Raw genomic sequence first — 13,233 nt, 5'->3', positions numbered from 1 at the left:
TTTGTGTTTACTTAATGTGGCGGTGAAGGAGAGATTCGAAACTACCCGCAAAGTCACTTTCATTATGCAAGTGCCCGGTTTACGCGGGCTGCAGCGATGCTCTCGCTCTAAAAAATCGGCTTTCTCAGTCCCATGGTGGTCCCATGGCTTTTGCACCAAGTTAGTGCGCGAGGGTTGAAAGGGGGTAAAAAACGGGGTGTCGCCCGATTTATGTTGAGGCATGGGAAAAAGGTAATATTGGTAATACGCTTGATAAATCAGAATAAAACCCTTTAATTTCAGTAGCTTGCTAGATATTTAGAAAGGTAATAATTTGGTAATTTGTAGGTTAGGTCATTACCTTTTCATCAGGTAATTACTGACAGGCTCAATCCTCAACAAAACCGGGGGACTTGGACGAATATTACCTTCGCCATTACCAGATATTACCCCTCAAGGTAATACGTCAAACCCACGAGCTACGCGGGCTGCGGCAGATTTAATGCCTTTCCTAACCAAAATTACCTTTTTCCCAGCCCTGGTTCCAAAATCGCCATCTGTTTGGCGATTTCTTCAGCTTGGGGCTAGTCTGAGAGCTCACAATAGGAACCCCTTGTATGGCGCATGAATATTCGCTCTCAGATGTGCTTGAAAGGATGTATGAAAATCAGTTGGCACTTGAAGCCGCTTTGATGGAACTCACGCTACGCCTGGAACAACATGGCTCCGTAGAAGTGGGTGAAAACGTGCGTGGTGCCTTAGAGGCAATCGGTGAGAACGCGGGGCATATCAAGCAAGGTTTGGCCAGATTGAGAAGGCCAGGCGCCAGCTGATGAATCGAGACAAATTGTGAAATGCCACTTTCTCGGCAAACCCACAAGATTCGTGGCTTATGACAGCTTTCGACCTCATCGACGGCAGCCACGGTCGGCGAGAAAAAAGACCTATCTCGTTTTGGAAAATACCCTTACTCCTGTATTTCTCTGTACACAGACCAATGAATCCGGGGCCTCCAGCCCTCCCCGGTCCGTGATCGTCAGCTGCACCTCCGTGCAGTCGTCCTGCACTTCTCTTCAAAACTTTGCAATCTGTGAAACTGCCGACCCCCTCAAGAGCCCCCCGGCCCGTCTAGGCTGCCGGTTCGTTTGCACTACATCTGGATTTGCACAAAAAAAGGACGCAAACCCCGTCGGCGGGAGGGGGATAAGTGCTTTTTCCCAATATTTTTTCTTCCGCCATCAGTTTCTATCAAGCATATGAAGTGGAATATGCCACTCGACCCGGATCCTTCCTGCCGGCCGCTGGACGCACTCCCTGCAGAGATTGCAGTGACCGGTTTGGTCTGAGTGGGAATGAATACAACGATGAGCGTGTGTGCGCACAGGCCTGGTGCCGTCGGCAAAGATAGCCGCGTTCAATACATTTATTCGGGTGTAGGCCCTTCTACCTGTTTTCAAGATATGTGCTTACGAAAAACACTTGAAATGCGAGTGGTAACGCTGGCCTACTCGCCTCATCAATCGGAGCAGATCAGGGGTAGAAATGGAAGTTTTCGCAATCACGCCAGAAGAACTGCAAAAGCTGCTGGATTTGAATGAAGACCACTTTAACGATGTTAAAAGTTTTCGTATCAGCCCCGCAAAATTGCAGGAATCATTCGTCGCCTTTGCAAATTCGGATGGAGGAGACTTGTATGTTGGCATCGAAGATAAAGCAGTCTCAGGCGAAAGAATAGTCGGCTTTACAGAGCAAGAGAAAGCTAACGACTTGATATCCACACTTCTTGAACAAACTACCCCTGCCGTAGAAAACGTAGTAATCGAATTTCTCGACACTGGCGAGAGAGGGCTTATCCTTCACTTCGGCATCCCTAAGAGCCCCAAGGTACATTACGCCGCGAATGGCGATTGTTATATCAGAGTCAACGCTCGAAAATCAAAAATCAAAGGCGAGCGAATCACTCAACTTGGTTACTCAAAAGGAGCCGAACTATACGAACGAAAAGCAGTTGACGATCTTGATGTTGAGGAAATTCTAGAGAGCCCACATCTAAAAAATTACATACACAGAATTAAATCCGTACTTGATCCTGAAATCTTTCTCAGAAAACAGAGACTATTGACAAAAAAAGATGACGTGCGACTACCGAATGTTGGGTGCGTACTGTTATTCGACGAGACACCACAAGCCACGCTACAAACTCGCTGTGCGATTAAAGTTTATAGACTCCGCACTACAGATAAGGAATACAAGAGAGAGCAGCTTGAGGAGATGCCTGTAACCATAAATGGGACTGTGGAGGAATTAATCAGCCAGTCTATCGCTCAGGTGGCAAAGTATATAGATGGTGCCTCTTACAATGACGGCAAAAGCATCGTAAAGCTCCAGTACCCGGCAGAAGCTCTAAAGGAAGTTCTTGTTAACGCTGTAATACATCGCGATTACAGCCTAAATGATGATGTTCATATTAGAATTTTTGATAACAGAGTTGAGATTAGAAGTCCTGGTCGACTTCCAGGATATATGACCACCGACAACATTTATGATGATCGGTTCTCGCGCAATCCTAACATCGTTCGCATGCTGCACAATCTGCCCAACCCGGTAAACCATGACATCGGCGAAGGCTTAGATACAGCAAGAAATGAGCTTAAGAAGGTCGGCCTTGTCGCGCCAGACTTTGAAGAAGCAGAAAATGCTTTCATCGTAACAATTAAGCACCAAAGGATCGCCTCAGTAGTAGACGTCGTCGAAGCGTACTTGAATGACAATCCCGGGGCCATTATAACGAATAAGTTAGTAAGGCACCTGAGCGGTGAGGATGATATGCAGAAAGTCAAAAAAGCACTTCAGCGCTTACGTGCGGATGGAAAGATAAAGCCGGTCGATGAAAATGTTCAAGTATTCAAGTATGAATACATCAAGGCATAAGTTAATTGCGTACTATCACCTTGTGATTGCCTTAAGGGCGGTAGAGAAATGTAACGCCTGAGCCGCACCGTCTTTAAATGCTGAAGCAGTATTTGGGGGCGGTGTCGGGCCATGAGTATGCACAGACAATTGGGTGTTCATCTCTTGCAACAGATCAAGCGTGTCGCATACAACCTTAAATAGGTTCACATCCTCGGAACCGATCCAGGTCTTGGGCGCTACCAACCGCTGGCTGACCGCCGCCACGCTCTTACGCAGCCCCTGAATCCTTTCCTCCATATCGCCGCCCACCGTCGCGTTGTGCTTCTGCCCCACTACCAGGTTGAGGTCCCGCCCGGTCGCCTGGTGTAAGTCATCTACCGCTGCAAGACTCGCAGATCCGCCCGATAACAGCTTGAGCGCGCCCAGGGCTTCAAGTGTCTTGATACCCCCCACCAATTCGGTTGAATGATCGTCTACGTTCTTGGTGTGGCTCTGGTACCGCTCGGTGTTGCTCATGGCCTCCACGTTCCGCTCTATCGCCTTGTCCAGGATCTTGCCGTCAGTCTGGCGCAGCCAATTGCCGTCAGCGTCGACCCGCTGCTGGCACGCCTCGCTGTGCTGCCACACCTGGTCACCTTTCGGGACGCGGGGCATACTCAGGCCGTGGGGCAAAATGGTTTGGATATAGGGCTTGTGCGGCAGACCGTACGCGAAGCACACCACAACCTGTGTGCCTTCCTCGGGGAACGCATAGATGCCCATTTCCTCACCACCGGTGGGCAGTGGCAACGGCACGCCGGCCAGGATCGGCAGCTTGGTGTCTGGCTCGCCGTCAGGCCCCATGACCTCAATGTCGACCGCGTAGCGTGGGCGGAAATCGTCACAGATCCCGGCGCCGGCGGGCGCGTCGGCCACGGCGACAACCCGGGCAAAGCGTGGCAGGTGGTAACCACCAGTGAGTTCGGGGAATTGTCGTTCTACGCTGCGGCGGATTGCGTCGTCCATCGGATGGCCATTTGATTGTCGATGAGCGCCACACTGGTGATGCGCTCGCCGTGGTTGATTGTTGCACCTGGTCGCAACCCGGGAAGGGCCGCAATCATCGCGCTTTGGTTGCCCTGGTAGTCGTCGAACAGCTCCACCGGAAGCTGCAGCGGCGAGCGAACGCCGAAGAAGCTGTCGGCCCAGCTGCCCACGAATACTTCCCCATCGCCCTGTTGCTGCCAGATAAAGTCGGGGATGTTGAAAACCCGGGCCAGGCTGTCCATGGCTTGATAGCCGGCAGCCAAGCTGTAGAAAAACGGCGCCTTCACGCCGGCATACAGCCGGTCCGGTACGCGAAAGCGCAAACCGGTGTGCTGGCCGATCTCGACCAGGACCGCGCGCAGGTCGACGTGACGCAGGTTCAGCGGCAGCGAGTTGGCCAGGATCGCGGCCAACTCGCGGCAGAACAGCACCTGCTGGCCACTGCTGGCCGTGGTGGAGCGTTCGACGTAGCCAATGAAGTGTCGCTGCAGTGGGCTGTCGTTGTAGCCGATATCGAGCGTCACCAAACCCTTGACCGGTGCAGAGGCCTGAACGGTAAACGTCGCCCGGCCGGGGCTTTTTGCGTCCAGCCGAACTTCGTTTTTGACCAGGGCATACGGCTTGCCGTTGATGGCCAATTCCTTGTGCAGCTTCATTCCTTGGCACCCCCGCCCAGCCAGGTGTCAACTTTTTTCAAAGTTGCTTCAAAGCCGGTCAGTTCCTCGGCCCCATCAGGTGAATCGCCGCCGGCGCCGCCAACCGCCCCGCCAGGGCCAGACTGCGCGGTAACCGCGTTGCCCGATCGCCGCCCTTCGACCTTCTCCGGGTTGGACAGCTTTTCAGCCAAGGTGAACTGAATCAGCCAGGCGCGCAGGTTGTCGTCCTCCCGGGCGCTCACGCCTTCGGTGAAGGTCACCTGGCGCATGCCGAACGCGGCGGCGGTATCGTTGACGATTCGGTAGGTCTTGAGCTGGCCACCGCCGGCGGTCGCTTCCACCAGGCGCATCAGGTCGCGCAGTTGCTCCTGGTCAACGAACGGAATCATCAGGTTGACGGTCAGGGTCTTGGGCTTGAAGCCCTTGTGCCCCTTGTCAGTGTTGCTTGTCTGGCCTGACAGATCGTCGCTCTCGATACGCAAATTGCCAGTGACCTTGAGGTATTTCCCGCGCACCTGGTGCCCGTCAAGTAGCAGAGTCATAGGCCCACCAGTTCGCGGACGAAGCTCAAACCCTTCTCAGATCCCACCAGGAGCGCGCCCGCGCACAGTACCCACTCATGCCCCGGGGCGTCGCCGGTCAACAGCGCTTCGCGTAACTCAGTGGCGTTGCCAGGGCCGATCATGCGGGCACACATGCTGCTGTCGGGGTTGCCATCGGCCAACAGCGCTTTCAGGCCGGCCAGTTGCTGATCCCGGCCCTTTTGCTGGGCGGCTTTGCGGCTGGCCAGCGCGGCAAGATCAGCCATGGGCGAACTGTCGGCGGCGTAACCCTCCAAAACGGCCAGTTGGCCGGCCATGGATTGCTGCGCGGCCTTCACTACAGTGCAGCGCTCCAAGGGCAACGCCTGCCAACGCGGCAAAGTGCCGGCGGCGGGAATCTCCCACTTTTCCGCTTCCAGCTTCGACAGGTGACGTGCGCGGCGTTCAGTTCGCACCAGGTCAGGCAACGGCAACAAAGCGTTGAAGCGTGCCAGGCTCGCCGCCAACTGATCAAAGCGCGTCGACAGGAACATTACGCACAGGGCGAACTGGGGGCCGTCCGGCCGGCCGGTGTCGCTCACGTCCACCAGTTTGCCGGCGAGCTGCTGCAGCAAGTTCGGCGCGGAAAGGAACCGCTGGTAGCCACGGCCCTGACCAATCCCGCTTTGAAATGGCGTCACCACCAAGCAGATAGGAATGTCGCCCATTTGCTCAGCGAGTGCGGCACGGCCCGCCGCAATCGCGCCTTGGGCAGCACCACCCACCGGCCCTGGGCTTGTGGAGGTTTTCCCGCTCAGGTCTGCCAGGCGTTTAGCCGTGCCGACCAACTCACCGCCGGCAAGCCCCTGGGCTGCTGAAAGTTGTCCCATCCATTGGGTAGCCTGGGCGGGCCAACGCATTGCCACCGGCGCCCAATCATTTGCCATCTTGTAGAACCGCGCTCAACCAATCAGGCGCTTTAGGCTGGCTCGACTCGGCCGGATAGTGTTTGGCTTTCGGCCAGTCTCTAACCGCCTGACGCCAAGTCAGCAGAGTTGTGAATTGCTCAGCCGTGATCGGCAAGTCCCCGCCCAGGTCGCGGGCGTCGCGGTATTCGGCAACGAGCGCTTCTGTTTTTTGCAGACTTGTTTCAGCCCAAAGTCGTGCAAGGACAAGAGGATCTGAATCGACGAAAACATCTTCCGCATATTTGGAAAATTTCCCGCCTTCGTCCAGGTAGGCGCGAATGGCCTGATAAAGATCCTTGTTGTAGTCCCGGGTAACATGACACCGATTACCGGCAACGGTGACCACAAAAGTTTTGTCTGCTTTAACGGACACGTCACTGAACATCACCATTACCTCCGCCGGCGGAACAGATGGAAAATCGTCAATCGGAGCTGCAACCCGGGCATTTTCAAATTCTTCAATCACGGCGCATACCTCCAAGCAAAACCATAAATAGTTGCACCACCAGCAAAAGAAATAACTGTTCCACCAGGTGCATGGCCACTTTTTCCAACAACGCCCTGGCCGGCCGCGTAGTAGTGCATCAGTGAGTAACACCATGAACCGCCGGGCGGAAGTTGTATTGAAGTGCCCATTACGCCGACACCCATAAAGTTATCGCCATCAGGCCTGTAAAAATTCTTCTCGCCCCACTGCAACCCCATGTCGGAACTGTCTACTTGGGTACGCATGCCTCGGCCTTGACTATCCCAACCGTAGCGAATTTTGTTAGTGGCCTGCCCCGCGCCACCACCCTGTTCTACGGGCGCGAACCCAAGCTGTGGTTGAAGGTAGTAAACCTGCCCACTCTCTTTATGACGAAAGTACGGGTACGCCGTGTTACCACTTGCAAACCCTAACGTAGACACAGAATCCCCCACAGTCCTGAGCAAGAGCTGTTGGTTAGTCTGCTCGATCGTGTAGGCATTCGTGATGCCATACGCCTCTAAAGAGGAACCTTTGTTGGCCTTGTCATCAGGATTGAAGTTCCACGCGGACCAGACTACGCCTAGATCAAGATTGTCAACGGTAGCCTTGAGTGCACTACCACTCCAACCAATCTTAATAACATTCCCTAACTGTCCGACACCAGTGCCTTGTTGGACTGCCGTATACCCTAACCTCGGTTGAAGATATTGGACTTGTCCATCTGACTCCCGACGGAAGTACGGAAGATTTATATCTCCCCCAGCAAGGCCGGCAGCTGTGATGCCGTCGCGGATAACACGATAATTTATCTGCTGATTAGTTTGATCAATGGTGTACGCATCCTTAATGCCATAACCCGCAAGCGAATTTGACTTATCCGCTTTGGTATTAGGATTGAAGCTGTATTCGGTCCAAATCCGACCTAGATCAGTAGCGTCAACTGTCGCCTTGAGCCCTATATCAGACCAACCAATGAACACACGGTTTGGCGTTTGCCCGATCCCACCACCTTGTTTTACAAATGCGTTGTAAGCATCTGTTTTTGAGTACGCGTCAGTGATGCCGTAGCCGCCCAGCGTCGTGGGATTGCTCCCCGCTATTATCAAACCCTTCGTGTTAATAGTGACCTTCGTATAGCCACCTGCGACTGCGCCACTGTCAGCAAGAGTCAGAGCGACTTCCACGTCAGCGGAGCCGTCAAAGGTCGCGCTGCCGGTGGCTGCGCCGCTGAAAATGAATCTGCGCGCGGTGGCCAGTTTCAGCGCTTTGCCGGCTGCAGTCGTGCCGGTCACCAGCGCGTTGATCCCGGCATTTAGGCTGTTTCGTACCAACTGCACCATGCGAGTGGTGGCCAGTACCCAAGGGTCATCCGAGTTTGAATCATTGCTGATGGCGTTCGGGATCTGGTCCAGCCCTACGTCAGCTTTGGTCGTGGCTCGGGCGCGCAACAGGGGGTAGTCACCTGCCCGGGCTGCCAGATGCTTGATCAGCTCGCCGGCGATCGGCTCGACGGCTCGCAGGTCGTTGATCGCACTGGTGGTCGGAATGTCAGCAATGGGGACCAGGTAGTGGCGAACACCGGCGCTGTCGGTGTAGTCCTGCTTATCGGCGCCGAAAACGACTTGGTACACGCCCACCACATCGCTCAATTCGCGCTGCAGCCTCACATCAAGCCAGGCCTTGTTGGGAATTGATGGAATCTCAACCGCCTGCACGCTTTGGCGCTCCAGTCGGATACCTTCCACGTAGGCAATACCAGGCTTCAGGCGGTAAGCAGCGCCGACCTTCTCCAGTTCGAAAGCGCTGCCTTGAAAGCAGGCACGGCCGAACACATCGCGATTGCTCAAGCGTTCGCGCTCATCGATGCCGCTCAGTCGCACAGTAAAGTCATGTTGCCAGGTGCTTGCATCGATCTTGATCCCGGTCAGCGCATGGGCGCCGTCAAACACCACCAAAAAGTTACGCGTTACGTTGTTGCCGATCTGGCGCGGCGGGATGTTTCGGCGCTTTTGCTGTACCGGCAGATACGCCACGGCCAGCAACACGTTTTCACTGGTCTCAAGGCCGATCCAGTTGAAGTCAAAATCTCCGATGTCGCTACCGAGCATCAGGCTATAAACCACCTGGTTCGGATTCACGAAACCTTTCTGGGTCACCTCATAGGTGCCGACAACTTGCGCCGGCACCGGCTTGCCCGCCGCTCGATCAACAGTAGCGTTTGGGTCAAGCCCGGGCACGTTGGCCAGGACAAATCGAGCAACGTTTAGAGATTGTTGTGCGCCGACTTTCTGCGCGATCAGGCTTTCACCTGCAAGGGTAATGCTGGCTCCCATGGGGGGCTCCTACAGGCTGGCGACCAGCGTTTGCTGGTCGTCGTTGAAGTCCACCGCGACGATGCGCAGTGATACGGGGGTGATGGTCACGAAGTCATAGCGCCGGCAGGTGCGGCCGTACTGTTGAATCAGCACGCGCATCAGCTCCGGGTTTTGCGACAGTTGGGAATCGGAAAGGCGAAGCAGCACCACGTCCCAATCCCGATCGGGCAACCGTTCGTTGATCTCGACATAGCCAACGCCCAATCGCTGCAGGATGCGTTTGAGCCCGGCCGTGCTGCCGGCGTCGACCGCGTTTATGAAGGCGAACTTCACCCGCAGCCGGTAGAGGGTTTCCGGTTCGTCTTTGAAGCGGCTGATGTCGCGCTGCCAGGCCAGCAGATCCAGCACAGTGATGTGACAGGTGTCCGCGTCCATCTGCAGCAGCGGCCATTGCAGCCAGCCTTCGACTTTCTGCCACCAGGACTGCGCGGCGGCTTTCAACTTGGCCAACTGCGGGCCATCCAGCCAGAAAGGCAAATTGAGCTTGATCATGCCTGCACCACCTGCAGGGTCTTGATCCGGGGAATGGTCAGCTCTGACACGATGTCGGCATTGTCAAAATGCAACGATTCAATGCCGGCGAATTGCTGGTGAAGCTCTTCGCCCAGGCGGCTGAACGAGAACCGCGATTGGGGGTAGGTCAGCGTCGGCTGATAGTCGCCGGTGCCGCTCTCCCGAAAGGCCGCGCGGATGAACTGCCCAATTTCCGCCTGCAGTTTTTCGCGTTGCTCGATTGTCAGTAACGGCCGGGGCCACCAGGTGAGGCTGAGCGCGTGTTGTGTCTCAGGCATGACCATTACCAGCATGTCATCACCGTGGCCATGGTTGCCCTGGTCACGGATATGCGAGTTGATTTGCTCCAGGTACGTCGACGCCGGTACGTCTGCATCAAACAACACGTAGGCATTTGCGCTGCCGGGGCCCCGTGGCGCGCCATGCAGGAAATACACCCCGTCCGGCCGCACACCTGGGAAGGCGGAAATCATGGCGCGGTACACCGAGTCGGTGTGCCACTGGTTGACCGCCGAGAACTGGTTGCGTGTGCGCAAACGCAGCTGATCGTCCGGCTCAGGGTCTGCACCTGGTGCAATCAGCCAACCATCCGCGTTCACCACCTGGGCGATGCCGGCAATGGGCACGGGGAGGATTGCGTAGTAACCCGGGGCCAAGTTGTAGCCGCTGCCCACTTCCTGCGCTTCCACCGGGACTTCCAGCTGCAGCACGCCATCCGCAAAGGTCGCCGCCTGGGTGGTAGTCAGCTGATAAATGTGGCCGTTGATAGCGGCGGATTGCACCAGGATGCCGGCGGGCAACTCCAGCACGCCGCCGGCGACGTCCCTGGTAAACAACAGCGTGCCTTGGGCCTTGGTCGCTCCTTTGCGCTCGACGTTGACCGCCCAGGCCAGCATGTCCAACCACTTACCCACGGCGGTTTTAACAAAGAAATTGGGCAGAACCGTGCCGCTGACAAAGTTGATCAGCCACAGCACCGGCTTGGTCACCAGCGCGGTGATCAGTCGCCAGAACGGCGAATAGGCGCTGGTGTTGCTTAGCTTGCTTCCCTGCGCGGCAACCTCCTTTTCCCAGGCCTGGCGCAACCCGTTCTCGGTAACAGGAATGCCGCTGTCTGCCAATGCCTGTTTAAAATCTACGTCGCTCACAACGTCACCTCGATGTCGCCAAATTTCAGCGTTTTCGCCGTGACCAGGTAATGGCCAGACTCCACTTGTTTGATCAGCGCCGTACCCGGTACCAGGCGCTCGTCGGCTTCCACCAGCAGTTCCAGTTGCTGGATGCAGTCGCGCTGACGCAGACGGCTACGCTCAGCCACCAGCGTGACCAGCAACCCGCTCTCGCGGATCATGTGCGCGATGTCCTGGGCGATGCTGGCCCGGTCTTCGATCAGCAGCGGCTGACGCGATGGGTCCAGCACCAGGTCGTTGTCCATGATCAGCAGGTCGATGTACTCGCTCATCCGCCCACCGCCATGGCCAACATGCCTTCCAGTTCCAGCGGGTTCATTTGCTTGGCGGTATGAATGTTGACGTTCTCCACGTGAGTGCCCTTGTTCTGGGTTTGATTGTTGTTCTGGATGCTGGCCAGGAAGCCGCCCCGGGGTACCGCGTCAGGCCGTTTCGGAGACAGAGTTGATACAGAGCCGTTGATGCGCTGCTGGCTTTGCTCGGCCTTCTCCGTGGGAGCGGGAGCGGTGACCAGGGGCGGCGTCTGCAGCGGCTGCGGGACAGTTAACTGCGGCCCGATCGGCGCCGGCGTTTGTACCGGCGGCACTGCCACCAGCTTGGGCAACGTGCGCGGCAATTCCTTGGGCGTTTGGGGCTGCGCCACCGGCGCCAGAACCTGGGATGGAAGCTGTGCCGGCGGCTGCAACGCTGCAGGTGCGGCCATGGCCGGGGCCAATACCAGTGCCGGCGCCTTCGCTGGGGGCTGCAACGCTTCCAGCGTCGGCATCACCGGCGCCGGTGCTTTAGGCGTGGGAGCCAGCACCAGGGGCGGTGCTTGGATCGATTGCTGGGGCGCGCTTACCAGTTGAGGCAGTAACGGCGCTTCGACCTGCGGGGCGCTAATGGTGGGAAGCTCTGGCGCCGCCGGCATGTCCCCGAACGCCGCTTCAATGTTCACGCCGGGGATCTTGTTCAACATCTCGATCAAGCCATTGATAGCGCTTTTAAAGACGTTGACGATGGCGTCCCACGCGGCGCTGGCCATGTTCGACCAACCGCCCATCGAGTCGAACCACTCCGACAGCGCAGTCAACTGGCCGCTAACCCACTGGAATGCCTCGCTATTGAGTAGCGCACTGGTCCAGTCGTCCCAATAGATGATCGCCGCCGCCACGGCCGCGACCAGGGCAACAATGCCGATCACGATCCAGGCCACCGGGTTGGCCAGCAACGCGGTGTTGACCAGCCAGATCGCGCCCTGCCAGAGCAACATTGCGCCCTTGACCAGGCCCATCCAGGCAACCATCAGCACCAGGCCGGCCACGAACCCCACCACCATGACGGTGTGGTACAGGAACATGGCGATACTGCGATAACCCGACCAGGTGAGGGCATTCCACACCACAACGGCCCCCAGCCACGCCATTTTCGAAAGCCCCACGGTCAGTGTAAGCAACGACATGGCGGCGGTAATCGCCAGGAACGACAGGGTTACGATCCCAATCAAGCGCGTGATGTTGGGGAACAACTGAGTCCAGCGGGTCAGCGTGCTGGCAATCCCCACCAGGCGCTCCATCAGCGGGGTCAGGATCGGGATCAACGCCTGGCCGAAGGCAATGCGCAACGCCTCGACAGCCGAACTGAACTGCTGCCACGGGTCCACCATGTTCTTGGCCATGCGCTCGGCGTTCTCGAGGCCGCGCACATTGCCCAGTCGCTCCATGCCGTTTTTCAGGCGGTCGGTGTCGCCCATCAGGCTGCTGATCAACCGCGCCGCTTCGCCACCGAAAGCATCGCGCAGCTTCGCGCCGTTGGCCTCAATCGACAGATCCCCAAACTTGCCTTTGAGCTTGTCCAGGATGTCCATCATCGGCAGCAATTTGCCCTGCTGATCCACGAACTTCATGCCCAGCTTTTCAGAGGCAGCGCTGACGTTTTCAAAGAAGGATTTGTAGAGGCCGCCAGCCTCGCCGCCGTCCATGGTGCTGCCCAGCGTTCCCAACACAGCCATCTGCTCGGCCAGGCTCACACCGGCAGTGCTGGCCAAGCCACCTGCAGCCTTGAACGCCTCACCGATCTGCTCGCCACTGGTGCGAAACAGCTGCACGGCCGTGGCCGTCTGGCCCGCCAGGGTTTCAACCCATTGGCCTTTGCCCATGGCGTCGGCCTGGCCTTTGAACAAGTTGTACATGGTGCCGACATAGGTGCCCATGGTGTCGGCGTCGGACTTGGTGGCCTTGGCCAACACGTTGCTGGCATTGGTGAAGGTGGCCAGCTGGCTGCCAACCAACCCTTTGATGGCGCCCTCGATGTGATACGCCGAGGCGACAAAGTCCTTGGCGTTCTCGCCGTAGGCCACCGAGAACTCCAGTGACTTACGGTTCAGCGAGTTCAAGGCTTCTTCGGCCACGTTCAGCGATCGGACCTCGCCAAGGGCGCGGTTCATCTCCAAAGCGGGTTCCATGGATTGGGTGATACCGACATAGGCGCCCGTGATGCCCGCCAGACCAAAACCCATGGTTTTGATGTGCTTTTCGCTCTGTTCGGCCAGGTCGGAAAAACCGGTTTTGACCTTGCCCATTGGCGCCGTGACCTTATCGGTCAGGCTCAAAATAAAGGCCAGGCGGGCGCTTTTGTCAGCCAT

The 13,233-nt window shown here is 56.9% G+C and carries 12 protein-coding genes; 2 read left to right on the top strand and 10 right to left on the bottom strand.

From position 1 onward, the window contains the following. Positions 1-596: 596 nt before the first annotated feature. Both AACU78_RS13100 and AACU78_RS13095 read left to right on the top strand, forming a co-directional pair. A complete protein-coding gene (locus tag AACU78_RS13100; RefSeq protein WP_106576255.1) occupies positions 597-812 on the top strand; it encodes a hypothetical protein in 216 nt (71 codons plus the stop codon). A gap of 709 nt (positions 813-1,521) precedes the next feature. Next, positions 1,522-2,910, top strand: coding sequence for an ATP-binding protein (locus AACU78_RS13095; protein ID WP_106576253.1), 1,389 nt, complete (start codon positions 1,522-1,524; stop codon positions 2,908-2,910). Positions 2,911-2,925: 15 nt separating this feature from the next. On the opposite strand, the gene AACU78_RS13090 is transcribed toward AACU78_RS13095, so the two are convergent. From AACU78_RS13090 to AACU78_RS13045, 10 genes are read right to left on the bottom strand one after another with little or no spacing between them, the layout of a single operon-like run. After that, the gene (locus AACU78_RS13090) at positions 2,926-3,897 is read right to left on the bottom strand and encodes a hypothetical protein (RefSeq protein ID WP_106576252.1); all 972 of its coding nucleotides are present in this window, start codon (positions 3,895-3,897) and stop codon (positions 2,926-2,928) included. Continuing rightward, positions 3,870-4,574, bottom strand: coding sequence for a hypothetical protein (locus tag AACU78_RS13085; protein WP_106576250.1), 705 nt, complete (start codon positions 4,572-4,574; stop codon positions 3,870-3,872). The genes AACU78_RS13090 and AACU78_RS13085 overlap by 28 nt, the downstream gene beginning before the upstream one ends. Further along, the gene (locus tag AACU78_RS13080; protein WP_106576249.1) at positions 4,571-5,116 is read right to left on the bottom strand and encodes a baseplate complex protein; all 546 of its coding nucleotides are present in this window, start codon (positions 5,114-5,116) and stop codon (positions 4,571-4,573) included. The genes AACU78_RS13085 and AACU78_RS13080 overlap by 4 nt, the downstream gene beginning before the upstream one ends. Further along, complete coding sequence (locus tag AACU78_RS13075) at positions 5,113-5,985, bottom strand: hypothetical protein (protein WP_256586906.1); 873 nt, start codon at positions 5,983-5,985, stop codon at positions 5,113-5,115. Before AACU78_RS13075 ends, AACU78_RS13080 begins: the two co-directional genes overlap by 4 nt. A gap of 46 nt (positions 5,986-6,031) precedes the next feature. Then, positions 6,032-6,529 carry a hypothetical protein gene (locus AACU78_RS13070; protein ID WP_256586905.1) on the bottom strand — a complete coding sequence of 166 codons (498 nt, stop codon included), beginning with the start codon at positions 6,527-6,529 and terminating at the stop codon, positions 6,032-6,034. Continuing rightward, on the bottom strand, positions 6,526-8,865 hold the full coding sequence (locus tag AACU78_RS13065; RefSeq protein WP_106576246.1) for a phage tail-collar fiber domain-containing protein: 2,340 nt from the start codon (positions 8,863-8,865) through the stop codon (positions 6,526-6,528). The genes AACU78_RS13070 and AACU78_RS13065 overlap by 4 nt, the downstream gene beginning before the upstream one ends. Positions 8,866-8,874: 9 nt before the next feature. After that, the gene (locus tag AACU78_RS13060) at positions 8,875-9,399 is read right to left on the bottom strand and encodes a phage tail protein (protein ID WP_106576244.1); all 525 of its coding nucleotides are present in this window, start codon (positions 9,397-9,399) and stop codon (positions 8,875-8,877) included. Next, complete coding sequence (locus AACU78_RS13055; RefSeq protein ID WP_106576242.1) at positions 9,396-10,568, bottom strand: baseplate J/gp47 family protein; 1,173 nt, start codon at positions 10,566-10,568, stop codon at positions 9,396-9,398. The genes AACU78_RS13060 and AACU78_RS13055 overlap by 4 nt, the downstream gene beginning before the upstream one ends. Next, positions 10,565-10,882 carry a DUF2590 family protein gene (locus tag AACU78_RS13050; protein WP_053253851.1) on the bottom strand — a complete coding sequence of 106 codons (318 nt, stop codon included), beginning with the start codon at positions 10,880-10,882 and terminating at the stop codon, positions 10,565-10,567. The genes AACU78_RS13055 and AACU78_RS13050 overlap by 4 nt, the downstream gene beginning before the upstream one ends. Further along, positions 10,879-13,233 (bottom strand): phage tail tape measure protein, encoded by a 2,355-nt coding sequence (locus AACU78_RS13045; protein ID WP_106576241.1) that lies wholly within the window; start codon positions 13,231-13,233, stop codon positions 10,879-10,881. Before AACU78_RS13045 ends, AACU78_RS13050 begins: the two co-directional genes overlap by 4 nt.

It is taken from the genome of Pseudomonas sp. R9.37 (genome assembly GCF_963878885.1).
Taxonomy (GTDB): Bacteria; Pseudomonadota; Gammaproteobacteria; order Pseudomonadales; family Pseudomonadaceae; genus Aquipseudomonas.
Note: the sequence above shows the minus strand (reverse complement) of the source record. Positions and strands in the feature narration are given on the sequence as shown.

What these genes read in the sequence shown, in the direction of transcription:
- AACU78_RS13095 (WP_106576253.1), top strand. Translation starts at nt 1,522, where the DNA reads ATGGAAGTTTTCGCAATCACGCCAGAAGAACTGCAAAAGCTGCTGGAT.
- AACU78_RS13060 (WP_106576244.1), bottom strand. Translation starts at nt 9,399, where the DNA reads ATGATCAAGCTCAATTTGCCTTTCTGGCTGGATGGCCCGCAGTTGGCC.
- AACU78_RS13085 (WP_106576250.1), bottom strand. Translation starts at nt 4,574, where the DNA reads ATGAAGCTGCACAAGGAATTGGCCATCAACGGCAAGCCGTATGCCCTG.
- AACU78_RS13075 (WP_256586906.1), bottom strand. Translation starts at nt 5,985, where the DNA reads ATGGGACAACTTTCAGCAGCCCAGGGGCTTGCCGGCGGTGAGTTGGTC.
- AACU78_RS13080 (WP_106576249.1), bottom strand. Translation starts at nt 5,116, where the DNA reads ATGACTCTGCTACTTGACGGGCACCAGGTGCGCGGGAAATACCTCAAG.
- AACU78_RS13100 (WP_106576255.1), top strand. Translation starts at nt 597, where the DNA reads ATGGCGCATGAATATTCGCTCTCAGATGTGCTTGAAAGGATGTATGAA.
- AACU78_RS13065 (WP_106576246.1), bottom strand. Translation starts at nt 8,865, where the DNA reads ATGGGAGCCAGCATTACCCTTGCAGGTGAAAGCCTGATCGCGCAGAAA.
- AACU78_RS13045 (WP_106576241.1), bottom strand. Translation starts at nt 13,233, where the DNA reads ATGGCTGACAAAAGCGCCCGCCTGGCCTTTATTTTGAGCCTGACCGAT.
- AACU78_RS13090 (WP_106576252.1), bottom strand. Translation starts at nt 3,897, where the DNA reads ATGGACGACGCAATCCGCCGCAGCGTAGAACGACAATTCCCCGAACTC.
- AACU78_RS13050 (WP_053253851.1), bottom strand. Translation starts at nt 10,882, where the DNA reads ATGAGCGAGTACATCGACCTGCTGATCATGGACAACGACCTGGTGCTG.